The sequence below is a fragment of the Burkholderia thailandensis E264 genome (genome assembly GCF_000012365.1).
GTDB classification, from domain to species: Bacteria; Pseudomonadota; Gammaproteobacteria; order Burkholderiales; family Burkholderiaceae; genus Burkholderia; species Burkholderia thailandensis.
In genome coordinates this window covers 388480-414573 of the sequence record NC_007650.1, presented here as the reverse complement: position 1 = coordinate 414573, position 26094 = coordinate 388480, and the positions used below count along the sequence as shown (strand labels likewise).

The 26094-nt window shown below is 69.6% G+C and carries 22 protein-coding genes and 1 tRNA gene; 16 read left to right on the top strand and 7 right to left on the bottom strand.

Annotation, left to right across the window (positions count from 1 at the left end):
- Positions 1 to 59 precede the first annotated feature (59 nt).
- On the top strand, positions 60 to 1274 hold the full coding sequence (gene wecB, locus BTH_RS01765) for a non-hydrolyzing UDP-N-acetylglucosamine 2-epimerase (RefSeq protein WP_025370085.1): 1215 nt from the start codon (positions 60 to 62) through the stop codon (positions 1272 to 1274).
- A gap of 481 nt (positions 1275 to 1755) precedes the next feature.
- Here the strand turns inward: wecB and BTH_RS01760 are convergent.
- A tRNA-Val gene (locus BTH_RS01760) sits at positions 1756 to 1832 on the bottom strand.
- A 514-nt stretch (positions 1833 to 2346) separates the two neighbouring features.
- Between BTH_RS01760 and BTH_RS01755 the strand changes: the two genes are divergently transcribed.
- Positions 2347 to 3687: an MFS transporter gene (locus BTH_RS01755; protein WP_009895166.1), complete on the top strand. Its 1341-nt coding sequence runs from the start codon at positions 2347 to 2349 to the stop codon at positions 3685 to 3687.
- Positions 3688 to 3830: 143 nt separating this feature from the next.
- On the opposite strand, the gene BTH_RS01750 is transcribed toward BTH_RS01755, so the two are convergent.
- On the bottom strand, positions 3831 to 4838 hold the full coding sequence (locus BTH_RS01750) for a 3-hydroxybutyryl-CoA dehydrogenase (RefSeq protein ID WP_038707681.1): 1008 nt from the start codon (positions 4836 to 4838) through the stop codon (positions 3831 to 3833).
- Positions 4835 to 5941: an NAD/NADP-dependent octopine/nopaline dehydrogenase family protein gene (locus BTH_RS01745; protein ID WP_009895163.1), complete on the bottom strand. Its 1107-nt coding sequence runs from the start codon at positions 5939 to 5941 to the stop codon at positions 4835 to 4837. The genes BTH_RS01750 and BTH_RS01745 overlap by 4 nt, the downstream gene beginning before the upstream one ends.
- Positions 5942 to 6126: 185 nt before the next feature.
- Here BTH_RS01745 and BTH_RS01735 point away from each other — a divergent pair, with 185 nt between their 5' ends.
- Positions 6127 to 7194, top strand: coding sequence for an AraC family transcriptional regulator (locus BTH_RS01735; protein ID WP_009907178.1), 1068 nt, complete (start codon positions 6127 to 6129; stop codon positions 7192 to 7194).
- Positions 7191 to 8246, top strand: coding sequence for a LysR family transcriptional regulator (locus tag BTH_RS01730; protein WP_009895158.1), 1056 nt, complete (start codon positions 7191 to 7193; stop codon positions 8244 to 8246). The genes BTH_RS01735 and BTH_RS01730 overlap by 4 nt, the downstream gene beginning before the upstream one ends.
- Here BTH_RS01730 and BTH_RS01725 read toward each other — a convergent pair.
- Positions 8243 to 9340 carry a porin gene (locus BTH_RS01725; protein WP_009895157.1) on the bottom strand — a complete coding sequence of 366 codons (1098 nt, stop codon included), beginning with the start codon at positions 9338 to 9340 and terminating at the stop codon, positions 8243 to 8245. The two genes, BTH_RS01730 and BTH_RS01725, sit on opposite strands and share 4 nt — an antisense overlap.
- A gap of 362 nt (positions 9341 to 9702) precedes the next feature.
- Here BTH_RS01725 and BTH_RS01720 point away from each other — a divergent pair, with 362 nt between their 5' ends.
- The gene (locus tag BTH_RS01720) at positions 9703 to 11130 is read left to right on the top strand and encodes a spinster family MFS transporter (protein ID WP_009895156.1); all 1428 of its coding nucleotides are present in this window, start codon (positions 9703 to 9705) and stop codon (positions 11128 to 11130) included.
- 146 nt (positions 11131 to 11276) lie between these two features.
- Here BTH_RS01720 and BTH_RS34200 read toward each other — a convergent pair whose 3' ends face one another.
- Entirely contained in the window at positions 11277 to 11420 is a 144-nt protein-coding gene (locus BTH_RS34200) for a hypothetical protein (protein ID WP_155275559.1), read from the bottom strand.
- On the opposite strand from BTH_RS34200, the gene BTH_RS01715 reads away from it, so the two are divergent.
- From BTH_RS01715 to BTH_RS01705, 3 genes are all read left to right on the top strand, one after another.
- A complete protein-coding gene (locus tag BTH_RS01715) occupies positions 11419 to 13092 on the top strand; it encodes a GMC family oxidoreductase (RefSeq protein ID WP_009895152.1) in 1674 nt (557 codons plus the stop codon). The genes BTH_RS34200 and BTH_RS01715 overlap by 2 nt on opposite strands.
- Positions 13093 to 13108: 16 nt before the next feature.
- Positions 13109 to 14596: an aldehyde dehydrogenase family protein gene (locus BTH_RS01710; protein ID WP_009895150.1), complete on the top strand. Its 1488-nt coding sequence runs from the start codon at positions 13109 to 13111 to the stop codon at positions 14594 to 14596.
- Positions 14597 to 15084: 488 nt separating this feature from the next.
- Positions 15085 to 16050: a PDR/VanB family oxidoreductase gene (locus BTH_RS01705; protein WP_009895149.1), complete on the top strand. Its 966-nt coding sequence runs from the start codon at positions 15085 to 15087 to the stop codon at positions 16048 to 16050.
- A gap of 433 nt (positions 16051 to 16483) precedes the next feature.
- On the opposite strand, the gene BTH_RS01700 is transcribed toward BTH_RS01705, so the two are convergent.
- Positions 16484 to 17404: a LysR family transcriptional regulator gene (locus BTH_RS01700; protein WP_009895148.1), complete on the bottom strand. Its 921-nt coding sequence runs from the start codon at positions 17402 to 17404 to the stop codon at positions 16484 to 16486.
- A 154-nt stretch (positions 17405 to 17558) separates the two neighbouring features.
- On the opposite strand from BTH_RS01700, the gene BTH_RS01695 reads away from it, so the two are divergent.
- The 3 genes from BTH_RS01695 to BTH_RS01685 all read left to right on the top strand — a co-directional run bounded on the left by BTH_RS01695 (position 17559) and on the right by BTH_RS01685 (position 19801).
- Positions 17559 to 18842 carry an aromatic ring-hydroxylating oxygenase subunit alpha gene (locus BTH_RS01695; RefSeq protein WP_009895147.1) on the top strand — a complete coding sequence of 428 codons (1284 nt, stop codon included), beginning with the start codon at positions 17559 to 17561 and terminating at the stop codon, positions 18840 to 18842.
- The gene (locus BTH_RS01690) at positions 18839 to 19339 is read left to right on the top strand and encodes an aromatic-ring-hydroxylating dioxygenase subunit beta (protein ID WP_011400875.1); all 501 of its coding nucleotides are present in this window, start codon (positions 18839 to 18841) and stop codon (positions 19337 to 19339) included. Before BTH_RS01695 ends, BTH_RS01690 begins: the two co-directional genes overlap by 4 nt.
- Positions 19340 to 19414: 75 nt before the next feature.
- Positions 19415 to 19801, top strand: coding sequence for a tautomerase family protein (locus BTH_RS01685; protein WP_009895144.1), 387 nt, complete (start codon positions 19415 to 19417; stop codon positions 19799 to 19801).
- Positions 19802 to 19845: 44 nt separating this feature from the next.
- Here BTH_RS01685 and BTH_RS01680 read toward each other — a convergent pair whose 3' ends face one another.
- Positions 19846 to 21312, bottom strand: a complete 1467-nt coding sequence (locus tag BTH_RS01680) for a PAS domain-containing sensor histidine kinase (protein WP_009895143.1) — start codon at positions 21310 to 21312, stop codon at positions 19846 to 19848.
- A 246-nt stretch (positions 21313 to 21558) separates the two neighbouring features.
- Here BTH_RS01680 and BTH_RS01675 point away from each other — a divergent pair, with 246 nt between their 5' ends.
- The 5 genes from BTH_RS01675 (at position 21559) to BTH_RS01655 (ending at position 25960) form a co-directional block, all read left to right on the top strand.
- Positions 21559 to 22755 (top strand): acyl-CoA dehydrogenase family protein, encoded by a 1197-nt coding sequence (locus BTH_RS01675; protein WP_009895142.1) that lies wholly within the window; start codon positions 21559 to 21561, stop codon positions 22753 to 22755.
- 120 nt (positions 22756 to 22875) lie between these two features.
- Complete coding sequence (locus BTH_RS01670; RefSeq protein ID WP_009895141.1) at positions 22876 to 23259, top strand: hypothetical protein; 384 nt, start codon at positions 22876 to 22878, stop codon at positions 23257 to 23259.
- A 197-nt stretch (positions 23260 to 23456) separates the two neighbouring features.
- Positions 23457 to 23984 (top strand): nuclear transport factor 2 family protein, encoded by a 528-nt coding sequence (locus BTH_RS01665; protein ID WP_011400872.1) that lies wholly within the window; start codon positions 23457 to 23459, stop codon positions 23982 to 23984.
- A gap of 30 nt (positions 23985 to 24014) precedes the next feature.
- On the top strand, positions 24015 to 25142 hold the full coding sequence (locus tag BTH_RS01660) for an amidase (protein WP_009895139.1): 1128 nt from the start codon (positions 24015 to 24017) through the stop codon (positions 25140 to 25142).
- Between the two features lie 74 nt (positions 25143 to 25216).
- Entirely contained in the window at positions 25217 to 25960 is a 744-nt protein-coding gene (locus BTH_RS01655) for an SDR family NAD(P)-dependent oxidoreductase (protein ID WP_009895138.1), read from the top strand.
- Positions 25961 to 26094: the final 134 nt, after the last annotated feature.

Sequence of the window (26094 nt, the reverse complement as noted above, 5' to 3'; positions counted from 1 at the left end):
GCATGCGGCCGCCGCGCCGGTGCCGGATCGATCGGAACAACCGTGAATCGGGGACCAAGATGAAGAAAATCCTGCTTGCGTTCGGCACTCGTCCCGAGGCCATCAAGATGGCGCCGCTCGTGCGCACGCTGCAAACGCGAGCCGATGTCGACGCGCGGGTGTGCGTGACCGCCCAGCATCGGCAGATGCTCGACCAGGTGCTTTCGCTGTTCGGCATCGCGCCCGCATACGATCTGAACGTGATGCGGCAAAGCCAGACGCTCGCCGACGTGACGACGGGCATCCTTCAGACGATCGGCGCCGTGTTCGACGATTTCGAGCCGGACCTCGTGCTCGTGCACGGCGACACGACGACGACGCTCGCGGTGAGCCTCGCCGCGTTCTACCGTTACTTGCCGATCGGGCATGTCGAAGCGGGGCTGCGCAGCGGCGACATCTGGTCGCCGTGGCCCGAGGAACTCAACCGGCGCGTGACGGACGCCGTGTCGTCGTGGCACTTCGCGCCGACCGAGCGCGCGCAGCACAACCTGTTCAGCGAAGGCGTGCCGACGGATGGCGTCGTGCTGACCGGCAACACGGTGATCGACGCGCTGCACGACGTGAAGCGCATGATCGAAGCCGACGCGCCGCTCGCGCGCGAAATCGCCGCGCGGTTTCCGTTTCTCGGCCGCGACGAGCGCGTCGTGCTGATCACCGGCCATCGGCGCGAGAGTTTCGGCGAGCCGTTCGCGCATTTCTGCGACGCGCTGCGCACGCTCGCGCTCCGCTATCCGGATGTGCGCTTCGTCTATCCGCTGCATCTGAACCCGAACGTGCAAGAGCCCGCGCACTCGCTGCTCGACGGCCTGCCGAACATCCATCTGATCGCGCCGCAGGAATATCTGTCGTTCGTCTTCCTGATGTCGCGCGCGCGTTTCATCATCACCGATTCGGGCGGCATTCAGGAAGAAGGGCCCGCGCTCGGCAAGCCGGTGCTCGTCACGCGAGACACGACCGAGCGGCCGGAGGCGATCCAGGCGGGCACCGCGAGGCTCGTCGGCACGAACACCGAGCGCATCGTCAGCGAGGCGTCCCGGCTGCTCGACGACGACGACGCATACGATGAGATGTCGCACGCGACGAATCCGTATGGCGACGGCCACGCGAGCGAGCGGATCGTCCATGCGCTGATGAGCAAGCCGCATGCGAGCGACACGGCGCGCTTCCCGCTCGCCGCGATCGAAGCGCCGTGCAACGCGCTCGCGCTCGGCCTGCGTGCGCTGAGGTCCGCATGAACGTGATCGTCTGGCGGCACGCGAATCGCGGCGTTTGCGCGAGCGCCCGGGCGGGCGACGTGTGCGCGCGCGGTTGCCATCCGGTGATCGGACGGCGGCGGATCGCATCGCTGCCGGCGCGGGTCGGCGGCTGCGCGGGGTGCGGCGGATACGGCTGCGTGCACGGGCCGCGCGCGACGCAGTGTCCGGCGGGGCGGTGTTGCCGGCAACGGTGACGCGCCTTGCGCGACGGCTCGCGCATGAAGCGGCGTGCGATCGATCGCGCGTGAAAGACGGAACGTGACACGGTGCACGCGACACGCGCGCACGCTTGCGCTCGCGCATCGCAGCGGAAGAAACGACGAGAAACGAAGGATGCCGAAAGACGCGCCGCCCAGCCGGAACGGCGATCGCGCGACGCGCGCCGGACGAAGAAGAACGCGGATGAAAGCGCTCGCCCGCAAGGGCTTTGCTGCGCTGTTCATCCGCGTCCGATGTGCGTTGGTAGGCTCGATTGGATTCGAACCAACGACCCCCACCATGTCAAGGTGGTGCTCTAACCAACTGAGCTACGAGCCTGTGTGAGGCGCGAATTATAGAGAGCATCGCGCGGGCGCACAAGCCCCTTGGTGAAAATTCTTCGATCGGCCGTTTCGACGGACTGTCCGTCCCGGCAGGGCGGCGTCGAATGCGATCCTCAACACGGCGCCCGGTCGCCGACGCGGCGCTGGCGATCCATGGCTCGCGCCGTTGCCGCCGGCTTCGTTGCCGTCGCGCGGCGGCGTTCCCGCGGCTGCGTCGAGCGCGCAGCCGGGAAAACAGGAACGCCCGATCAGGAACGCCCGATGGCGTGCGCCGCGAAACGCGCCCGCGCGGGCATTCCTGCAAGGCTCGGCAGCCGGCGGCCGCGACATGATCCTCGGCCTGCCCGACACCGGCCGCCCCCACGTCACGCCGCCGTTATATCGACACCGGTTATGGGGCCGCCCAATTTCGGTGGATTTGACCTGCCCGTGGCGCACATCAACACTTGATCGCGCCGAGCGCCGCATTCAGACGGCGCCGCATCGCCCTTCCCCCAATCGGAGTCGTCATGCCGTTCACCGACAATTCGCGCGCGGCGAACGCGCCGTTGCGCACGCGCGCCAGTTTCAGAAAGATCGTCGTCGCGTCCGTGACGGGCAACGCGATGGAGTGGTACGACTTCTTCGTCTACGGCACCGCCGCCGCGCTCGTGTTCGGCGAGCTGTTCTTTCCGCCGGATGCGCCGCCGCTCGTCGCGACGCTCGCCGCATTCGCGGCGTTCGCGCTCGGCTTCGTCGCCCGGCCGTTCGGCGGCGTCGTGTTCGCGCACCTCGGAGACCGCCGCGGCCGCAAGACCTCGCTCGTCTGGACGCTGATGCTGATGGGCGCGTCGACGTTCGCGATCGGCCTGCTGCCCACCTATGCGCAGGCGGGCTTCTGGTCGCCCGCCGCACTCGTCGCGCTGCGGCTGCTGCAAGGCATCGCGTCCGGCGGCGAATGGGGCGGCGGCGTGCTGATGATCAGCGAAAACGCGCCGGCCGATCGCCGAGGCTATTACGCGGCCTGGAGCCAACTGGGCGTGGGCGCGGGATTCGTGCTGTCGTGCGCCGCGTTTCTCGCCGCGCAGACGCTGCCGCACGACGCGTTCGTGCGCTGGGGCTGGCGCGTGCCGTTCATCGCGAGCGTCGCGATCTTCGCGTTCGGCCTCCAGGTGCGCCGCAGCCTGCCGGAGACGAAGGACTTCGAGCGCGCGAGCGAACGGCGCGCGGCGCCGCACATGCCGATCGTCGAAGTGCTCCGGCGCCATCCGAAGGAAGTGCTGCTCGCGATGGGGCTGCGTATCGCCGAAAACGGCGGCGCATACGTGTTCCTCGCGTTCTCGCTCGTCTATGGCAGGCGCATCGGCGTGCCGAACCGGGTGATGCTGATAGGCGTGATGTGCGCGATGGTCGTCGAAATGGCCGCGATGCTCGGCTGGGGCCATCTGTCCGATCGCATCGGCCGCAAGCCCGTCTATCTGATCGGCGCGGCGAGCCTCGTCGCGGCCGCGTTTCCGTTCTTCTGGCTGATCGACACGCGCGAGCCGCTCCTCGTCTGTCTCGCGCTCACGCTCGGCGCGGCGCTCAGCCACGGCGCGATGATCGGCACGCTGCCCGCGCTCGTCGGTGAGCTGTTCAGCACCGAAGTCCGCTATTCGGGCGTCGCGCTCGGCCACGAAGTCGCTTCGATCTTCGCGGGCGGGCTGTCGCCCGTCATCGCGACCGCGCTGCTCGCCCGCTATCACGCCGCGTGGCCGGTGTTGCTGCTGCTCGTCGCGATGGGCGCCGTCACGCTCGTCACGCTCGCTTTCATCCGCGAGACGCGCCACGTGCCGCGCCGCGCCGCCGACGCGAAGCCGGAAGCCGCATGACGGCCCACCCGCACCCGCTCGGCACGCCGCGTCTGGCCGACGCGCGGCGGCGCGCGCGTCCGTGCGCGCGGCACGGGCGTGCGGCGCTCGCGCCATCGACGTCCGCGCCTTCGTCCTGCGCGCGCCCGCCGTTCATGCGTTCGTCACTCGCGCCGCTCACCGCGCGCGCCGTCGAGCACCGGTACGAGCCCGAGATGCACGAGCAGCGCACCGAACTCGCTCAAGCGCCGCCGGACATAGGCGGGCACGTCGCGCCCCGCGTAATCGTAGAAGCCCGCGCCCGACCGGATGCCGTCGCGCCCGGTCTCCATGTGGCGGCTCACGACGGCGGCCGGCGCGAAGCGCGGGCCGATCTCGCGCGCGAGGTAATGCGACGCGTAATAGAGGGTGTCGCAACCGCCCCAATCGATGAACTCGAGCAGCCCCAGCACCGCGAAACGCAGGCCGAAGCCGGTCCGGATCGCCTGATCGATCGCATCGGCGCTCGCGACGCCCTCTTCGACCATCCGTGCCGCCTCGTTCATCGCCAGCGCCTGGATGCGCGGCACGATGTAGCCGGGCGACGGCCCGCAGACGACCGGCCGCTTGCCGATCCTCTCGAGCAGCGCGCTCAGCAACGCGACGGCTGCGGGATCGGTGGCGTCGCTGCGGCTGATCTCGACGAGCGGCATCAGATGCGCCGGATTCAGCCAGTGCGCGTTCAAGAGGCGCGCCGGATGCGCGACGCATCGCTGCAGGTCGGTGACGAGAAATGTCGACGTCGTCGAGGCGATCACCGCGTCCGTGCGCAGATACGCCTCGGCCCATTGCAGGGCGGCGGACTTCGCGTCGAGCACTTCCGGCGCCGCTTCGAACAGCACGTCGCAAGCCGCGAGCGCCGCGCTCGCGGCAGCGCGATCGACGATGTCGATGCGCGCGAGCACCTGTGCCGCCTGCTGCGGCGCGACCTCGCACAGCACGCTCAACGCGTCCAGTTGGCGGCCGATGGCGGCGCGCGCGGCAGCATCGAACGCCACCCGCGCCGCCGCGTCGCGCGCCTTGAAATCGATCAGCGTCACATGCAGGCCGGCGAACGCGAACGCCAGCGCGATGCCCTGCCCCATGCGCCCGGCGCCCAGCACGTGCGCGCGCGACACGTCAGCGGCGTTCATGCCGGCCACCCGTCGCGCAGCCGCGCGGCAAGCGCGTCGCGCGTCGCATCCGCGAGCCCGAGTCGCTCGAGCGTGCGGCCCTCGCGATACAGGTCGCGTTGCGCCACCACGCTCGCGATGCTCAGAAGGCCCTGCGCGACTGGCGTCGGCACGCGGGCCCAGCGCCCGCACGACACGATGAGCGACAGGCCGAGCCGCGTGTCCTCGAGCATGTAGCGATGCGCCCTCAGATCGATCGCCTCCCGCCAGTCGCCGCTGTCCGTCAGCTTGCCGTGCGCGCCGCGGCCGTACATCCATTCGTCGCCGTCGGCCGCGTAGTGGTCCGCGAGCGGAAAGTGCGGCGCGCGGTAGCCAAGCGCCTCGCGCACCGCGATCCGCTCGGCGTCGAGCGCGCTCGTCACGCGCCGGATCGACGGCTGCGTGCCTTCGTTGTGGATGTCCCACGCATCGAAGTGTTCGAGCGGCCCGGCGTTCATCATGATGAGCGGCGGATGAATCACCGGCCCGGCGTTCATCAACGCGGCCGACAGCGCGTCCTCGACGGGCTCGATCGACGGATAGCCGGCCTTCAGCACGTCGAGCGCCCAGCCGGCCGCGCTCGCCGGGAACACGCCCGTCGGCAGGCGCGTCGCGTAGGCGCTGATCACGACGTCGCGCTCGCCATGCTTGCGCACGAGATAAGGAAGCGTGCCCGTTTCCGCGAACGCGACGCGGCTGCGATTGCCCGCCGACGCGAGCGCCTGCGCGAACACGTAGCTGCCGAACGTGCCGGGCGGCAGATAGACGACCTGGCCATCGGCGAGCAGCGGCGCGATCCGCGCGGACAGCGCGTCGTGCGTCGTCGCGGGCAGCGCGATCACGATCAGGCGCGCGTCGCGCATCGCATCGGCGAGTTCGTCGACGACGCGAATCGCGCCGCGCGCGGCGCCGATCGGGATCGTGCGCGCGCCGCGCCAATCCCTCGCGTTCAGCGCGCCGAGCGCGCGCAGCCTCGCGGCCGCCTCCGAATCGCGGCGCCACCATGTCACGTCGTGGCCCTTTTCGAGCAGATCGATCGCCGCCGCATGGCAACCGTGACCGCCGCCCAGCACGCATACCTTCATGTCCACCTCCGGATGTGCAATGCAGCCGAAGTTACGCGTAACGCCACACGCCGTCGCTTCGATGTGCGCAACGGCAATACGATTCCGGCAGGCAAGTGCGGCGCCCGGCGCCGCGCCGGTTGCCACGGCGGATCGGCCCGCCGATCATCGTCTCCCGCTCGACATTCTTCGTCACGAGGCTCGCCATGAACATCGCGCTCCCCCGCAGCAACGGTAACCGTCTTCGCGCATTGCACGCGCGCGAAGACATCGAGCGCGAAGTGTCGCGGCTGCTCGGGCCGCATCGAATGGAAGTGGCCTCGCCCGATCTGCCGCGCGCGGAGCTGTTCGACATCGCGCTCGATCGCGGCGGCCTGCTCGAGCTCAGCTACGGCGATGCGGCGCGCATCGACATCGACGGCGACGCCGCCCCGTTCCTGTTCCGGCTCACGCTCGCCGGGCGCTGCGAGCTGCGCACGGGCCGCGAACGCGCGGCCGTCGCGCGCGGCGGGTTGAGCGTCTCGTCGCCCGCGCGGGCGAGCCGCATCGAGACGAGCCGCGATTGCCGCAGCCTGCTTCTGCGGCTCGATCGCGCGGCGCTGGAGCTCAAGCTCGCCGACCTGCTTCAGGCAACGCCGCGCGCGCCGCTGCTGTTCGCGCTGTCGGTCGACGCCGCGCACCGCGGCGCGGGCGTCGTGCGCGACATGCTCGGTCAACTGTGCCGCTGGTGCGCGCCGCCCGATACGGCCGCCGCGCGATCGATGCTCGGGCCCGATCTCACCCAATGGCTGATGACGATGCTGCTGACCCGGTTGCCGCATTCGTACAGCGACGCGCTCGCACGCGGCGTTCGCCGCCCGCTGCCCGTGCACGTGCGCCGCGCGCGCGATCATGTCGATGCGCACCTCGGCGAGCCGCTGCCGCTCGTGACGCTCGCGCGCGCGGCCGGCGTGTCGCCGCGCACGCTGCAGAACGGCTTCGCGCGATTCCTGCAGACATCGCCCGCCGCCTACGTGCGCGAGCGGCGATTGTCCGCGGTCCACGACGCGTTGCTGAACGCGCCCGGGCGCGGCGTCGCGGACGTGCTGATCGAGCACGGGGTGCACAGCTTCGGGCACTTCGCGAAGGCCTATGCACGCCGCTTCGGGCATCCGCCGTCGGCGACCGGTGTGGGCGAGCACGGCGCGCCCGGCGCCGACGCCCGTGCGACCGGCGCGTCGCAGCCGACGAGCACCGCGCCCGGAAGCCGCGCATCCCGCGGGCGGCAGCCGTGAATCGCCCCGTCGCCGCCGCGACGCTCGAACCGATCCCGTGCGCCGCACCCGCTGCCGACGCCATCGATTCGCTGCGCGTGCAGGACCTCGATCTCAATCTGCTCAAGACGTTCCGCGCGGTGTACGTCGAGCGGCACGTCGGCCGCGCGGCGCTGCGGCTCGGCGTCACGCAGCCGTCGGTCAGCCACGGGCTCGGCCGGCTGCGCCTGATGTTCCGCGACGCGCTGTTCGTGCGCACCGGCACCGGCGTCGAGCCGACGCCGCGCGCGCGCCGTCTCGCCGCATCGGTCGACAAAGCGCTTGCGATCCTGCAGGACGTGCTCGACGAAGGCGCGCGCTTCTTACCCGACACCACCCAGCGCGTATTCCGGCTGCACATGAGCGACTTCGCGACAAGCGCGTTCCTGCCCACGCTCCTGCAGGTGCTCGATGCGCGCGCGCCGGGCGCGGTCATCGAGACGCTGCACGTCGACGAACCGCAGCTGAACGTCGCGCTCGAGACGGGCCGGATCGATTTCGCGCTCGGGCACTACAGCGACGCGTCGAGCCACTTCCAGCGCACCGCGCTGCTGCGGGAAAGCTGCGTGCTGCTGATGTCGCGCCGCGCGGCGGCGCGGCTTGCGCTGCGCGACGATTTCGTGCTCGATGCGAACGCACCGCCCAATCTGCGGCTCGTCACCGTCGCGTCGCACCCGCAATCGATGCAGCTCGTCGACCGGCACGGGCTCATGCCGCGCGTGCGCGCCGCGCTGCCCGGCTTCATGGCGATTCCCGCGATCCTGCGCGACTGCGACCATGCGGTGATCGTGCCGCGCACGATCGCGCGCACGTTCGCGGCGCGCGACGCGTGCGCGACCTATCCGATCGCCGGCGCGCAGGCGTGGACCGTCAACGCGTACTGGCACCGCCGCTTCGATGCCGACCCCGGCCATCGGTGGCTGCGCGCGCTGCTCTCCGAGCTGTTCGACATCGGCACGCGCGAAGCTTTCGACGCGTGGCTCGCACCCGTCGCGCCGCCCGCATCGTGCGCGCCGCGCACGGACCGCGACTAGAACGACGTCATCACGCCCGCGACAATCGAGCTCGCCGTCGCGCCCGGCTTCGCGACGGGCACGCCGCCGCCCGCGGCGCCGTTGACGGTAAACGTCGCATGCGCGCCGTTGCGCACCATCGCCGCGCCCGTATAAAGCACGGTCCGCTTCGACAACGGATAGTCGAGCCGGACACCGTATGAATCGGCGTTACCCTCGCTGTCGCCGATCTTCCGGTAATGACCGTAGCTGACGAGCAGCGATGCGCGGCCCAGCGGGACCGTCGCGTCGAGCTCGTACAGGTCGTGGTGCGGATACGCGCTCGCGCCGTCGACGACGGCGGCGACGTCCGGCCCGCCGCGATGCCGCATGTAGAGAAGCGCGAGCTTCATGAACGCGAAGTCATACGAGAACCCGCCGAGCACGTAGTTGCCCGCCGCGACGGGACTCGTCGCGGACAACGACGCCGCACTCGCCGCACTGAAGCGCTGCACCATGTAATCGACGTCGAGCGACAGCGGCCCTCGCGCGTAATTGAGGCCGACGCCGTACGTATCGCCGAGCGACGACGGTTGGCCCGACGCGCCGTTCGTTCCGCGCGAGGCGCTCGCGCGCAACAGGAACTCGCCGATGCGCGGCGACGTGTAGCGCAACCCGTTGTGCGTGCGCAGGAACGCCGGCCCGACGAAACTGTTCGACGCATTGCCCCACGCGAGCCCCGCGCCATATCCGGGCAGGCTGTACGTGACGAACGTCGTGTGCAGGATCGTGTAGAGCTCGCCCGCCTGCAGCCCGCCGAACGGCCCGGTGATGCCGACCCACGCTTCGCGGCCGAACAGCGCGCCGCCGTTGCCGAGCGTGCCGTTCGCCGAGTTGAAGCCGTTCTCGAGCTTGAAGATCGTCGAGTAGCCGCCGCCGAGATCCTCGACGCCCTTGAGGCCCCATTGCGTCGCGAGCAGATTGCCGCCGCCGATGCGCGCCACGTGCCGCGGCCCCATGTTCGCGAACTCGATCGCGGTATCGATGCGACCGTAGAGCACCACGCTCGATTGCGCGAACGCGGGTGTCGCGGCCGCCGCGCTCAACAGCGGCGCAAGCCATTTCCAGTTGTTCATTCGTGCCGTTCCGTAGAGAGTGTCGGAGGCGCGCGCCGCGCGCCGTGCGTTCGCCGCGACTGCGTGCGAACGGGGAGTGTCAAACCGGGGGCGAGTCTAGGAAGGCCAATATCCGGCGTCGACCGAACGGGCTTTATAAGTTTTATAGATGCCGCGCATGACGCGGCGCGCGGCCCGCCGCGCGGGGCGCGCGCGCGAGGCCGGCCGCGCGCGGCCTGGGAATTTCTTTAGGCGGATCGGTAGATGCCCGTGTCGCGCGGCTGTCACTCCGGCTATGTGCGCGGAATTTGGTTGACTACGCTGCCCTCCGATCGCGCGATGCAAAGCGCGACATTCCGTCCATCCGCCTCCGGAGAAGCCGCATGACCGCTCCCCCCGCCGCCCCTTCGATCGCGCGACGCTACACGTACGAGTGGTACGTCGTCGTGATCTGCATGCTCGCGTACGTGTTCTCGTTCGTCGACCGCCAGGTGCTCGTGCTGATGATCGAACCGATCAAGCGCGACCTGCAGCTCACCGACACACAGTTCAGCTTGCTGAACGGCTTCGCGTTTTCGCTGTTCTATGCATTCATGGGGATGCCGATCGCGTACCTCGCGGATCGCTACCCTCGGCCGCGCATCATCGCGGTCGGCATCGCGCTCTGGAGCGTCGCGACCGCCGCGTGCGGCCTCAGCCGGCACTTCCTGCACATGTTCGTCGCGCGGATGAGCGTCGGCGTCGGCGAGGCGGCGCTCTCGCCCGGCACGTACTCGATGCTCGCCGACTACTTCCCGAAAGAGAAGCTCGGCCGCGCGGTGGCCGTCTACTCGCTCGGCTCGTTCATCGGCGGCGGCGTCGCATTCCTCGTCGGGGGCTACGTGATCGCCCTTCTCAAGCATGCGCGCGCGTTCACACTGCCGCTCGTCGGCGCCGTGCACGCGTGGCAGGTCACATTCCTGATCGTCGGCATGCCAGGGCTCGCCGTCGCGCTGTTGTTCGCGCTCACCGTGCGCGACCCGCAGCGCAAGGAACTCGCGCGCGATCGCTCGGGCGTCGTGATGCGGCTGTCGTGCGCGGATGCGCTGCGCTTCGTCGGCAAGCACCGCGCGACCTTCTTCTGCCATTACGCCGGGTTTTCGTTCTATGCGATGGCGCTCTACTGCCTGCTGAGCTGGACGCCCGCGTTCTACATTCGCCATTTCGGCCTCACGCCGGTCGAGGCGGGCTACACGCTCGGCGCGGTGCTGCTCGTCGCGAATACGGCGGGGGTGTTCTGCGGCGGCTGGCTGAACGACTGGCTGCTGCGGCGCGGCCACGCCGACGCGCCGATGCGGGCGGGCTTCATCGGCGCGCTGTGCATGCTGGCGCCCGCCGCCGCGTTCACGCAGGTCGATCATCTCGGCGCGTCGCTCACGCTGCTCGTGGTCGCGATGTTCTTCGCGTCGTTTCCGATGCCGACGTCGACAGCCGCGATGCAAACGCTCGCGCCGAATCAACTGCGCGCGCAGATCTCCGCGCTGTTCCTGCTCGTATCGAATCTGATCGCGCTCGGGATCGGCACGACGATCGTCGCGCTGATCACCGACAAGGCGTACCGCTCGCCGCTCGCGGTCGGCAGTTCGATGACGATCGTCAATCTCGCGGCCGCGGCGCTCGCGACGGGCCTGCTCGGAATCGGCTGCCGGCGGTATCGCGCGAGTCTCGCGCGCGAGCACGCGACGCGATTCGCGGCGATGCGCGGGGCGCCGGGCCAAGCCGCGGCGACAGCAACGATGCCGAGGTCGTCACCGGGTTCGTCGGCGAGTTGAGCGTGACCACATCGCGGCGGCGGCGCGGGCGCGGCGATCCCGGCGACGCTTCGTGACGCCATCGTGATATCCGCATCATTTATCCGCTGACGCGATTTCTATTGATTTGTCTTATTTGTCCGATTCGCCGATCCTGCTTCGCACCGTCACGCCGGATGCGCCGCGCGATGCGCGATCGCGTCGCGCGGCCATGGCGCGCCCTGCGCGCGCGCCGCCAGCGGAGAATCCTCCGGCGTTCGGCGCAACAGTTCAGTTCTTCTCACCAACCGTTCACGTTCATCCACTGACATGAAGACTCTGCAACCCAGCTACGACTACATCGTGATCGGCGGCGGCTCGGCAGGCTGCGTGGTCGCCGCGCGCCTGATCCAGCAGAAAGCGGGAACCGTTCTGCTGCTGGAGGCGGGCAGCGCGGACAGCAATCCGTTTCACGCGATTCCCGGCGCCGTCGTCAAGGTGTTTCAGCGGAAATCGTGGCCGTACATGACCGAGCCGCAACCTCACGCGAACGACCGCTCGCTGATCATCGCGCAAGGGCGCGTGCTGGGCGGCGGCAGCTCGGTCAACGGCATGATCTACATCCGCGGACAAGCCGCGGACTACGACGACTGGGCAACCGAATGGGGCTGCACCGAGTGGCGCTACCGCGACGTGCAGCCCTATTTCCGCAAGGCGGAGGCCAACGAAAGCCTGGGCACGGAATTTCACGGTCAGCAAGGGCCGCTGCCCGTCAGCGAGAACCGCTACCGCCATCCGCTGACGGGCGCCTTCGTGCGCGCCGGCCAGGAAATCGGGCTGCCTTACGTGAACGATTTCAACGGCGCGTCTCAGCGGGGCATCGGCTATTACCAGACGACCACGCACAACGGCGAGCGCGCGAGCACCGCGCGCACCTATCTGAAATCGGTCCGCGACGACGCACGCCTGACGATCGCGACAGGCGCGCTCGTTCACCGCATTCTCGTCGAGCAGGGGCGCGCGGTCGGCGTCGCGTTCAGCGAACGCGGCTGCGCGCCGATCACGATACGCGCGCGCCGCGAGATCGTGCTGAGCGCCGGCGCGATCGGCAGCCCGAAAGTGCTGATGCTCTCCGGGATCGGCCCGCGCGACCATCTGTCCGACCTCGGCATCGAGACGATCGCCGATCTGCCGGTGGGCCGGAATTTTCACGATCATCTGCACCTGTCGGTGCAGGCGTCGATCCGCACGAAAGCCAGCTTGCTCGGCGCGGACCGCGGGCTTGCCGCGCTTGCCCACTTTCTCCAGTGGCGGTGTTTCCGCAGCGGCCTGCTGACGAGCAACATACTCGAGGGCGGCGCGTTCATCGATAGCCTCGGCGCGGGCCGCCCCGACATCCAGTTGCATTTCCTGCCGCTTCTCGACAATTTCGACAACACGCCGGGCGAAAAGCCGCCCGCGAGCGAGCACGGAATCACCGTGAAAGCGGGGCATTTGCAGCCGAAATCGCGCGGCCGCGTGCTGCTGCGCAGCACCGATGCGGCCGATCTGCCGCGCATCGACGCGAATTTCCTCAGCCATCCCGACGACCTGTCCGGGCAGATGCGCGCCGTCCAGGCGGGGCTCGACGTGCTGGCCGCGCCGGCGCTGCGCGCCCACGTGCGCGAAATCGTCGCGCCGTCGCGGCTCGAACGCGGCGACGATCGCGCGCTCGAAGCGTTCGTTCGTCAGAACGTCAAGACGGTCTATCACCCCGCCGGCACCTGCCGGATGGGCACGGACCCCGCGTCGTCGGTCGTCGACCAGGCGCTGCGCGTGCATGGCGTCGCCAACCTGCGCGTCGTCGATTGCTCGATTTGCCCGCAGGTGCCGAGCGGCAACACCAACGCGCCGTCGATCATGATCGGAGAGCGCGGCGCCGATCTGCTGCTCGGACGCAACGCACCCGCTGCGCCCGCTGATCGCGCGGGCCGAGCGGGCGCGGCATCCTCCTCCAATCACTGAACAGGACTCGATCGACATGAGCGACATCCCACTTCTTCCCGAGGTGTCCCGCTTCCTCGCGCAGGATCATGCGCATTTCGTCGGCGGCGCCTATCGCGCCAGCACATCGGAGCGCCGTATCGCAATCACCAACCCGGCCACCGAGCAGACGATCGCTCACGTGCGCAACGCGGACGCGGCCGACGTCGAGGCCGCCGTCGCCGCCGCGAAGGCGGCGTTTCGCGGCGCCTGGCGCGACACGTCTCCCGGCCGGCGCGCCGAGATCCTGAACCGCCTGGCCGATCTCATCGAACGGCACGGCGAGGAAATCGCTCAACTCGAAACGCTCTGCTCGGGCAAGCCTATCCACGTATCGCGCGCGATCGAAGTCGCGCAGAGCGCGACGTTTCTCCGCTATTACGCCGGCTGGGCGACCCGGATCAACGGCGAGACGATCGCCCCGTCGCTGCCGTCCCGCGCGGGCGAGCGCTATACGGCGCTGACATTTCGCGAGCCGGTCGGCGTCGTGGCCGGCATCGTTCCGTGGAACTTCTCGGTGATGATCGCCGTCTGGAAGATCGCGTCCGCACTCGTCACGGGCTGCACGGTCGTCATCAAGCCGAGCGAATTCAGCCCGCTGACGCTGCTGCGCCTGGCCGAGCTCGCGACCGAGGCCGGCGTGCCGCCCGGCGCGCTGAACATCGTCAATGGCGACGGCGATATCGGCCGCATGCTGATCGACCACGCGGACGTCGCCAAAGTGTCGTTCACGGGCTCGGCGGCAACCGGCATTCGCGTCGGCACGCAGGCGATCGGCGCCAATCTGACCCGCGCGACGCTCGAGCTGGGCGGAAAGAACGCGGCCGGCTTTCTCGAGGATGTCGATGTCGACGATGCGGTAAGCGGGCTGCTGACGGCGGGGTATACGCATCAAGGGCAGATCTGCGCGTCGCCGGAACGCGTGTACGTGCACCGCTCGAAGCTCGACGAAGTGCTCGAGAAGGTCAGGGCCGGATTGCAGGCGATCCGCGTGGGCTCGCCGCTCGACGAATCCATGGCGTTCGGGCCGCTCGCGAACAAACCGCACCTCGAGAAGATCCTCGGCTATTTCGACTGGGCGCGGGAAAACGGCGAGGTCGTATTCGGCGGCCGCCGCGTCGAGCGCGCCGGCTATTTCGTCGAGCCGACGGCCGTGCTCGCGAAACATCGCGACGACCGCCTGCTGCACGAGGAAACGTTCGGCCCCATCATCGCCTTTCTGCCGTACGACACCGACGACGAGCTCATCAGCCTGTTCAACGACACGCCGTTCGGCCTGACCGCGAGCCTCTGGACCAACAATCTCTCGAAGGCGTTGCGGCTGATTCCCCGCATCGAGGCAGGCACGCTCTGGATCAACATGCACACGTTCCTCGATCCGGCCGTGCCGTTCGGCGGCCTCAAATCGTCGGGGCTCGGACGCGAGTTCGGCAGTGCGTTCATCCACGACTACACGGAATTGAAATCGGTGATGATCCGCTACTGAAGCGGCGGCCGGTTTCCGCGCGACGCCCGCCGAGGGGGCGCGCGGGGCAGCCCGCGTGCACGCGGCGCTCGCGGGCTTCTTTCTCTTCGTTCCCTTCGTCCTCCATGCGCCGCTTCTTCTCGCCTCGCCCGCCGCCTTTTTTCCGGCGGCGACGGCGCGGCTTGCGAGCGCCGTTCACCCTCCGCCCCCGAGCAGCCGACGGCACGCATTCGATCGGCTGACGGCCGCGATGCGCCCGCCGACCGATCGCCCACGCCTCTCGCCTCTCGCCTCTCGCCTCTCGCCTCTCGCCTCTCGCCTCTCGCGCAACGAGGCTGCCGCCTTCCTCCGGCAATCCGCCGCACCGCCATAAAATCAGCTCAATTTATTTATCAACCAATTTTTCATCAATTTGCCTGATCCAACTGCGCGGCCTATCCTGCTCTTGCCGGATCGCACGGCTTCGCCGCACATGCGGCGCGAATCTCACCCCCATCGACGGATTGCCCATGCAAGCGAGTTTCCATCTAGTCCGAGTCGATGCGCTCCAGGACGAGGCGCAAGACATCCGCTCCTTCCGCATCTCGCGCGTCGACGGCCAGCCGTTCGACGCATACGAGCCCGGCGCGCACATCGACGTGACAAGCCCTTGCGGGCTCATCCGCCAATACTCGCTGTGCGGCGACCCCGCGCAACGCGGCTCGTATCAGTTCGCGGTCAAGAAGGAGCCGCGCTCGCGCGGCGGCTCGCGCTCGCTGCATGACGACGTTCGCGTCGGCACCGAGCTCGAGGTCGGCGCGCCGCGAAATCTGTTTCGGATTGCAGACGATGCGCGCGCGCATCTCCTGATCGCCGCCGGCATCGGCGTGACACCGCTGTTGTCGATGGCGTATCGCCTCGTCGAGCGGCGCGCGCCGTTCCGGCTGCATTACTTCGTGCGCAGCCGCGCGCACGCGGCGTTTTTAGATCGGCTGTCGAGCGAGCCGTTCGCACCGCACGTCGCGCTGCACGTCGGCATCGAGCCGCCCGATCTCGCCGGGGCGCTCGACGCATGCGTCGCCGACGCCACCCCCGGCACGCACGTCTACACGTGCGGCCCCGCGCCGTTCATGGATCAGGTCGTCGCGCGCGCGGCCGCGCGCATCGACGAAGACGCGATCCACCTCGAACGCTTCGCGGCCGAGCCGCCGCTGCCCGTCGCGCGAGGCGACGCGTTCGAAGTGCGTTTGCAGCGCAGCGGACGATCGATTCGCGTCGACGACAGCACGTCGATCGTCGATGCGCTCGCGTCGATCGGCGTCGAGGTCGACACCTCGTGCGGCGAAGGGGTGTGCGGCACCTGCATGGTGAGCGTCGTGAGCGGCGAGCCCGATCACCGCGACCACTGTCTGAGCAAGGCCGAGCGTGCGAGCAGCAAGGTGATCTGCTGCTGCGTGTCGCGCTCGCGCTCGCCGGTGCTCGTGCTCGATCTTTGACGCCGACCACGCGGGGCGCTTTCGCGTTTCGCTCCGCTCGCGTGGCTCGCGCCGCTTCGGCTGCCCGGATCGCGCGCCGCCGCGCGCCCTTACACGAGGCGGCCCCCCTCGGACTGCCGGCCCGCGCGCGCCCGACAGCCCTCGCGCACGCACCTGCGCCACACGGCCCGCCGACGCCCGAGCGCCAGCCGTCGCGCATCGGCGATCGGCATTCGACGTTTGGTCTGCCGAATCGACAAGCGACGGTCAGGCGCCGCTCGACGGGGCGTCACGCACAACGATCGCCGGGTCGAGCCGCGGGCCCGCGACCGCATTCGGCCCAGCGGCCCAGCGGCCCAGCGGCCCAGCGACCCAGCGGCCCAGCGGCCCAGCGACCCAGCGGCCCAGCGACCCAATGGCCCAGCCGCTCGACCGCGCCCTCGCCCGCCGCCCCTCAAGCCTCGTCGAAATGCTCGACGATCCCCGCCATCAGGTCGCGCATCCACGCAATGCCCGCGTCCTCGTCGAAATGCTCGTGCCAGTGCATCGTCACCGGTACCGCGGGCAGCGGCACCGGCAGCGCATAGATCCGGAACGCGTCGTCGCGATTGAGGATTTGCGCGAGCCGCCTCGGCAGCGTCGCGTAAAGATCGGTGACGCTCAGCACGCCAGGCAGCGCGACGAAGTGCGGCACTTCGAGCGCGATGTTGCGGCCGACGCCTTGCGCGCGCAGCGCGTCGTCGAGCGCGTGATGGCTGTGCTCGACCGACGTCACCTGCACGTGCGACGCCTGCAGGAACCGCTCGAGGCTGAGCGCATCGGTCTTCGGCAAGCCGCGCCGCCGCCCCGTCATGCACACATAGGTCTCCTCGAACAGCAGCCGGTGCCGGGTGCGCGGCATCAGCGCCGGCAAGTTGCCGATCGCGAAATCGAGCCGGCTCGAGCGCAGCGCATCCTCGATCTCGTCGACGGGCATCGGCCGCACGGCGAGCTTCACGCGCGGCGCGCGCTCGCGCAGCGCCCGGCAGATCGCCGGCAGATACGCCATCTCGCCCGCGTCGGACAGCGACACCCGGAACGTGCGTGTGCTCACGGCGGGGTCGAACGTTTCCGCATAGCGCAGCGCCTCGCGCACCGTATCGAGCGCGCGCCCGACGATCGCCGCGAGTTCGAGCGCGATCGGCGTCGGCTGCATGCCCGCGCGCGTGCGGATGAAGAGCGGATCGTCGAACAGCGTGCGCAGGCGGCCGAGCGAGTAGCTGACAGCCGGCTGCGACAGCGCGAGCCGCTCGCCCGCCTTCGTCAGGCTGCGCTCCTCGACGATCGCCTGAAATACGCGCAGCAGGTTCAGATCGAGATGATCGATGGACGTCACGGCCGCCTCCAGAAAATTCATCGCATTTATGAATGTATAGATTTTAGATCAATTTGACGGATATCAAGCGCACCGCGACACTGGCCGAACGACATGGCAGACGTGCCAGGCCCCGCAACCTCGCGACAACGTCGCGAATTTCCTTCCGACCACGATGAGCGAATCTCCTTATCAGACCATCGACACGCGCGCGCTCGCCCGGCGCGCGGAGTCCGATCGCATCGCCCCGTCGATGTACTACGACGCCGAGCTGTTCGAGGCCGAGCTCGAGCGCATCTTCTATCGCACCTGGATCTGGGTCGCGCACGACAGCGAGCTGCCGAATCCCGGCGACTTCGTGACGACGACGATCGGCCGCCAGCCGGTCATCGTCGTGCGCGACAGGAACGGCGACGTGAACGTGCTGCAGAACCGCTGCCGCCATCGCGGCGCGACTGTCTGCGAAGCGCACCGCGGCAACGCGAAAGGCTTCACGTGCCCGTACCACAGCTGGTCATATGCGCTCGACGGCACGCTGCGCGCGCTGCCGTACGGCGACGGCTACGAAGGCGTGTGCGACAAGGCCGATCTGCCGCTCGTGAAGCTGCGCACAGGCACTTACCAGGGCCTCGTGTTCGCCAGCTTCAATCAGGATATCGAACCGCTCGACGATTTTCTCGGCGCGGCGAAGCCGTGGATCGACCTGTTCATGAAGCAGGGCGCGGGCTACCCGATCAAGGCGAACGGCGAGCACCGGTTCAGGTTCAAGGGCAACTGGAAGATCCAGCTCGAGAACACGACCGACCTTTATCACTTCCCGGTCGTCCACAAGTCGTGGATGAAATCGATCGACGACGAGACGGCCGCCGCGATCACGGGCTTCATGACGAGCGACGCCGCGTTCTGCCGCGCGCTCGGCAACGGCCACAGCCTCGCCGTGCTGATGCCCGAGCTGATCGATCTCGACGAAGACGACGGCGCGCCGCTGCCGCAACGCTTCGACGCGCTGGCGGCCCAGCTCGCCGAGCGGCATGCGCCCGACGAGGTGCGACGCATCGTGCGCTCGCTGATGGGCGTCGGCTTCAACCTCAACCTGTTTCCGAATCTCGCGCTGTCGATGGCGTTCTTCCGCGTGCTGCGGCCGATTTCAGCGCAGGAGACCGAGATCCGTCACGTCGCGCTCGCGATGGACGGCGGCCCGGACGAGGCGAACCGGGTCCGGCTGCGCATTCACGAGCATTTCCAGGGGCCGTTCGGCTTCGGCAGCCCGGACGACGCGGAAGCGTGGGAGCGCGTGCAGCGCGGCGCGCACGCGGGGCCCGACGTGCCGATTCTCGTGAACCGCGGGCTGAACCGCGAAACGACCGCGCCGAACGGCGAGAAGACCGCGCATGCGACCGACGAGACAGGCATGCGCGAAGCGTACCGGCAATGGCGCAAGATGATGGAGCAAGCATGATGGACGAGCACAACGCCCCTTTTACCGACCGCGCGCTCGCGCGCGCCGTCGAATTCATCTGGCGCGAGGCCGAGTTGCTCGATCGCCGCGATTATCGCGGCTGGCTCGCGCTGTGGAACCCGGCCGGCCATTACGTCGTGCCGATCGATCCGGCCGCGACCGACTTCGAAGCCACGCTCAACTATGTGTACGACGATCACGAGATGCGCGAGAAGCGCGTTGAGCGCATGCTGTCCGGCCACTCGGCCTCGGCGTCGGACGCGGCGCGCACCGTGCGCACCGTGTCGCGCTTCACGCTCGAGCGCGAAAGCGCGGACACGATCGAAGTGAAGTCCGCGCAGGTCGTCGTCGCCTACAAGCGCGGCGCGGCGACGCTGTTCGCGGCGGACGTCGCGCACAGGCTCGAGCTTCGCGGCGGCGACGTGCGCCTCGCCGAGAAGGTAATCCGCCTGATCGACTCGACCGATGCGCTGAGCGCGATCGGCTTCCTGCTGTAACGCGCGGCGCGCATGCAGCCGCATGCGCGTACGCGGCGAACGCCTTTTCTTCGACGCCTTTTCCGTCATCTCATCATGCCGACACTCGAAGTGTACTTGCCGGCCGGCCATCCGGACGCCCTTAAGGCCGAGCTGATCGACCGGCTGACCGCCGCGACCGTCGCCGCGATCGGCGCGCCCGCCGAAGCGGTGCGAATCCTGTTGAACGCGCTGCCCGCCGCGCATATCGGGCTCGGCGGCCGCAGCGCGGCCGACGGCGCGCCGAGCGCGCTGCCCGTGATCGTCGCGATCCTGATCTCCGGGCGCACCGACGATCAGAAGCGCGCGCTGATCGCCGCGCTGTCCGACGCGAGCGCGGCCGTGCTCGATGCGCCGTTGGATGCGATTCGCGTGATCGTCAAGGACATTGCGGCCACCGATTTCGGGATCGGCGGCAAGACGGCTCGCGCCCTCGGCCGCTGACGATGGGCGCGCTCGCCCGGCTCGCCGGACGCCGTCGCGCCGCGCTATGCGAGCGGCAGCGTGAAGCGGCATTCGAGCCCGCCGCCCGCCGCCGGCTGCGCCCTGATCTGGCCGCCGTGGCGCGTGACGATGTTCTTGCACAGCGACAGCCCGATCCCGTTGCCGCCGACTTTCGACGACGAAAACCCGTCGAACAGTTGCGCATGCATGCCGTCGGGAACGCCGGGCCCGTTGTCGACGGCATACAGCACCGCATGCGCCGCATGCCCGCCGGTGCGGAGCGTCAACGTGCGAGCCGGCCGCTCGATGCCGGCCAGCGCCTCGATCGCATTGAATGCGAGATTCAGGATGACCTGCCCGATCAGCACCCGCTCGCAGCGCACCGGCAGCGGCGCGTCCGCCTGCATGATCGTCACCGCAACGCCCGCTTCCTTCGCGCGCAGATCGATGAAGTACGACACGTCCGCCAGGATGTCACGCAGATCGACGACCGTCTCGACGGACTCGCGCCGCACGATGTATTCGCGCACGCTCTTGATGATGAGCGCCGCGTGCTCCGCCTGCCGGTCGGCGCTGCGCAGCCCCCAGACGATGTCGTCCGTCGCGCCCGGCTGGCCGAGCCGCCGGATCGCGCCCTCGATGAAATTGCGCACCGCCGCGAGCGGCTGGCTGAGCTCGTGCGCGATCGCGGCCGCCATCTCGCCCATCGCGTTGTAGCGCCCCGCGTATTCGAGCATCCGCGCCTCGGCGCGCCGCGCTTCCTCCAGCGCCACTTCGTCGGTCACGTCGCGGAAGTGGATCAGCAAGCCGCTCAGGTCGCCTTCGATGTCGACGCGCCGGCACGTGATCCGCACCCACCGCGACGCGCCGTCGCGGCGCGCGATCCGGTAGCGCTGCGGCTCGGACGGACGGCACGCGGGCGCATCGCGCAGTTGCGCGATCAGCCGGTCGCGATCGGCGACCGTGCAGTAATCGAGCACGCCGCCAAGCGGCTCGCCCACCGCGATGCCGAGCACGCGCCGCCCCGATTCGCTGATGAACTGCACGCCGCCGTGCGGCGTGAGCACGGCGACGCCTTCGTCCAGGTCCTGCATGAACTCCCGCAGCCTCGCCTCGTAGCGCCGCAGCGCCTGGCGAGTCGCCTCCTCCGCGCTGATGTCGCGAAACTGCACCATCACGACGTCGCGCTCGCGCAACCGCACGTATGTCGCGGTGGCCTCCGACAGCATGTCGACGCCGGTGCGCGACCGGTAACACCACTCGTACACCTGCGGACCATCGGTCATCGAGCGGTCCATCGCGCCGACGCCAACCTCGCGCGGGTACTTCGGCCCGGGACGCGTCATGTCCGGCGCCTTCAGCGGCAGCAGTTCTTCGAGCGTAAAGCCGAGCACGTCGCACGCCGCCCGGTTCGCCCAGACGATCGCCTTGGTCTGCGCGTCGTGCAGCAGCACGCACAGCGACAGCGCGTCGAGCAAGCGGCGGAAATCGTCTTCGGCGGGACAGGTCATGGCTCGGTTCTGCGGGAGGCGGCTCGACGCGGCGCGCGCGAATCTTCACCTTAACACCCGCGCCGACGCGCCGCACCTGAAGAATTCTTTATGAAGACGCGGCTCGTTCCCAGTTCGGGCCGCCATCGTCCCAATTGAAGCGGCCTTATTGCATTCCTAGACTGGATTCCAGTGATGTTCGCCCGCGCCGACGCGCCCATGCGCCCTTTTGCTTCTTCAGCCGATCCCATATTCAGGAGACCCGCCATGCCAGAATCCGCCGCCGTCATCGGCGCCGCCCGCCCCGCTCAGCCGCGCATCGCGCCGGCGTGCCGGCCCGATGCGTTGCCGCTCGACGACGTGATCGCCGTGGTGGCCGCGCGTCGCGACGAATTCGACCGGCTGTCGCACGTGCCGCGCGACGTCGTCGAACTGTTCAAGCGCGCCGGCCTTTATCGCGCCGGCACGCCGACCCGCTTCGGCGGCGACGCGCGCCCGCCCGCCGAGTTTCTCGGGATGATCGAGCGCATCGCGACCGCCGACGGCTCGGCCGCGTGGGTCGCGAGCTTCGGCTCCGCGAACGTCTATCTCGCCGCGCTGCCGCTCGCGACGCAGGAAGCGATCTATGCGGCGGGGCCCGATCAGGTGTTCGCGGGCGGGCTGTTCCCCGTGCAGCCCGCGCGGCAGGCGCCCGGCGGCTGGCGCGTCGACGGCACGTGGAAGTTCGCGAGCGGCTGCAAGGGCGCGGACTGGCTCGGCGTCGGCATCGCGATTCCGAGCGCCGACGGCGAAGCGCCCGGCAAGCCGCGCACCGCGGTGTTGCGGCCCGAGCAGGTCGAGATCGTCGAGAACTGGGACGTGATCGGCATGCAGGGCACCGGCAGCCACGATCTGCGCGTCGTCGACCAGTTCGTCGCCGAGCCCTGGACATTCGTGCGCGGCGGCGCGCCGACCGTCGACGAGCCGCTCTATCGCTATCCGAGCGTCGCGTACGCGGCGCAGGTGCTCGCGGTCGTCAATCTCGGCCTCGCGCGCGCGGCGCTCGACACCGTGAACCGGATGTCGGGCGGCCGCAAGACGACGACGGGCGCGCCGCGCCTCGCCGATCGCGCGTACTTCCGGATCGAGCTCGCGAAGGCCGAAGCGCAGTTGCGAGCGGCGCGCGCGTTCTTCTACGAAGCGACCGACGAAGTGTGGCAGGCGATCGTCGACGGCCGCGACGTGAGGCCCGAGCACGTGAGTCTGCTGCGGCTCGCGGCGACGCACGCCGCGCGCGAAGGCGCGGGCGTCGTCGAGCGCGCGTACCGCCTCGGCGGCACGCCCGCGATCTATCGCGCGCATCCGCTGCAGCGGCTGCTGCGCGATGCGATGGTCGTCACGCAGCACGCGTTTCTCGGCGAAGGCAACTTCGACGGCGCGGGCTCCGTGTTCACCGGCGTCGCGCCGTTTCCCGGCTACTTGTGATCCGACACGTCCGCGCAACGGCGTCCGTCGCGCCGCTGCGGGCGTCCCGTGCGCCGAGCGCCGCGGCACGCGGCGCGATCGACCCTTCCGAATTCAACCCGAACCGACAGGAGCCCCCACATGTCCGACCAACGTCCATTGCCGCTGCGCGTGCTGTTCTGCTGCGGCGTCACGCAGAATTTCTTCGACCTCCCGCGCGAGCGCATCGGCGAGGTCTGGCAGGCGTACGGCAAGATGCTCGCCGCCGTCGAAGCGATGGACGGCGTGCGCGTGCTGGGCGTGATGGACGACGACCGGCTCGTCGTCGGACAGTCCGACGGCGCGCCGTGGACGTTCTACATCATGGCCGACATCGCCGACTTCGATACCGCCACGGCCGTCTGCAATCTGTTTCGCACGACGCCCGTCGGCGAATACAACCTGTGGCGCTACGGCAAGATCGAGGCGCGCGTCGGCCGGCCGCTCGCCGTGCCGCCCGCCGCCGCGCAAGCGGTCGCGCCGTGAGCGCCGCGACAAGCCGGCGGCGCCGTGATGCGAACGGCGGCGCGCGCGCGACGGATGCGTCGGACGCGCCATATGCGCCATATGAGCCGCGCGCGGCGCCGCGGCGCCGCGCCGTCGGCCCCGATGCCGGCTCCGCCACGCGAGCGCAACGCGCGGGCGCATCGCGCGACGCGGCCGTCGCAGGCGACGCACGCGCGATGCCCGGCGACGAGGCCTCGCGGGCAGCGCTCGCCGCGCTCGCGCGCCGCGTCGCGATGCTCGAGGCCGAGCGCGCGATCCGCGCGACGATGGCCCGCTACATGTCGCTCTGCGACGTGCCGGCGCTTGCCTCGGACCGGGCGGCGCTCGCCGCGCTGTTCACCGCCGACGCGGTCTGGGAAGGCGTCGGCCCGCAATACGCGCGCAAGTTCGGCCGCCTGCGCGGCCCTGACGAGATCGTCGCGATGCTGCAACGCTATCTGCCGCCGGCATCGCATTTCACAACGAACGTCCACTTCCTGACGTCGGAGACGATCGATGTCGACGTCGGCGACGCGACGGGCCGAGGCTGCTGGACCATGCTGCAAGCGTCCGATTACGTCGGCGCGCCGGCCGAGCTGATCGCCGCGCGCCTGACGGTGGACTTCTCGCCGAACCCGGCCGGCGATGCGTGGCTGATCCGCCATTTCCGCACCGAACGGCTGTTCGACGCGCCGTGGCGCGTCAACCGCCGCCCTCCAACCTGACCGATCCCGCAACGCGCGCACCATCGCACCATGACAGGATTCATCGAAACGTTCTCTCTAGGCGGCCCGGGACCGACGATCGCGATCAAGGACACGATCGACATCGCGGGCCGCCGCACGACAGGCGCAAGTCGCGCGCTCGCCGACGCTCCGCCCGCCGAGCGCCACGCGGAGGTCGTCCAGCGGGTGCTCGACGCGGGCTGGCGAATCGTCGGCAAGGCGAATATGCACGAGCTCGCCTTCGGCATGACGGGCATCAACGACTACACGGGCACGCCCGTCAATCCGCAAGATCCGACGCGCATACCCGGCGGCTCGTCGAGCGGCTCGGCGTCGCTCGTCGGCCTCGGGCTCGTCGATGCGGCGCTCGGCACCGACACGGGCGGCTCGATTCGCGGCCCGGCCGCATGCTGCGGCGTCATCGGGCTCAAGCCGACCTTCGGCCGCGTCTCGCGCCGCGGCGTCGCGCCTGCGGACTCGACGCTCGACTGCGTCGGCCCGTTCGCACGCGATATCACGACGCTCGCCGCCGCGATGGCCGCGATCGCGCCCGATTTCGACGCGCGCGCCGCGGCGCGCGCGCTCGCCGCGTGCCGCGTGGCGATCGTCGAGACCGATGCGGACGCGGCCGTCCGCGCGGCCGTGAAGCGCGCGGTCGCACTGGCCGATTGCGCGGCCGCGTCGCTTCGCATCGACAGCCTTGCGGCCGCGTTCGACGCCGGGCTCGCGGTGATCAACGCGGAAACATCGCGTGCGTTCGGCCGCTTCGTCGGCGGCGGCAAGCTCGGCGCGGACATCGAAGCGCGCCTGCGCGCGGCCGCGGCGACGACGGCCGACGATCTCGCCGCGGCGCAGCGCGTGCGCGCGTACTTCAGCGAGCGCGTCGATCGCGCGCTCGCCGACGCCGACGTGCTCGTGCTGCCGACGCTGCCCGCGCTGCCGATCACGCTCGCCGAGGCGCGTGGCGGCGCGTCGGTGATCGCGATGTCGTCGCTGATCCGTCCGTTCAACCTGAGCGGCCATCCGGCGCTCAGCCTGCCGCTGCCGCTCGCTGGCTCGCCACTGAGAGTGGGCCTGCAGATCGTCGGGCGCAAGGGCGCGGACGAGCAGGTCTGCGCGGTCGCCGCGCGCTTCGAGGCGGCGTTCGCCGCATCATGACGCGGCCGCCGCAAGCCAACGTGCGTGCGCGAGAAGCGCACCGCATCATTCAATCATCCTGAGGAAAATCGATCATGTCGAATCGAGTGGTCCTGATTACCGGCGCGGCGCGCGGCCTCGGCGCCGTCATCGCGAAACAGTTTCATCAGGCGGGCTGCCGCGTCGCGCTCGCCGACGTCGCGATCGACGCGGCGACGGCGCTCGCACGCGAGCTCAGCGCGGACGCGAGCACCGCATGCGCGCTGAAGCTCGACGTCACCGTCAAGGCCGATTTCGAGGCCGCGCGCGATGCGCTCGCCGCACGCTGGGGACGCGTCGACGCGCTCGTCAACAACGCGGGCGCATCGAAAGTCGTACCGCTGATGGAAATCACCGGCGCACAGTTCGATCAGGTGATCGAAGTGAATTTGCGCAGCGTGCTGTTCGGCTGCCAGGTGTTCGGCCAATACTTCGCGGCGCACGGCGCGGGCCGCATCGTCAACATCGCATCGCTCGCGGGCCAGAACGGCGGCTCCGCGACGGGCGCGCACTATGCCGCCGCGAAGGGCGGCGCGATCACGCTGACGAAGGTGTTCGCGCGCGATCTCGCCGCGCACGGCGTGACGGTGAATGCGATCTCGCCGGGGCCGCTCGATCTGCCGATCGTTCACGAGAGCGTCGCGCCGGACAAGCTCGCGCAGATCCTGTCCACGCTGCCGGGCGGCAAGCTCGGCTCCGCGGCGTTCGTCGCGCAAGCGGCCGTGCTGCTCGCATCGGGCGACGCGCATTTCGCGAACGGCGCATGCTGGGACATCAACGGCGGGCTTTACATGCGCTAATGAGCGCCGCACGCCGCAAGCGCGCGCGCCGACGCCGCTCGGCCCTTCGCACGACGCATTTCCTAGGTGAGATCTTCAGCACACCGGAAGGTAACACCGCCAAATTCGGCAAACGCTCGTCTTTCCCTTGTCCA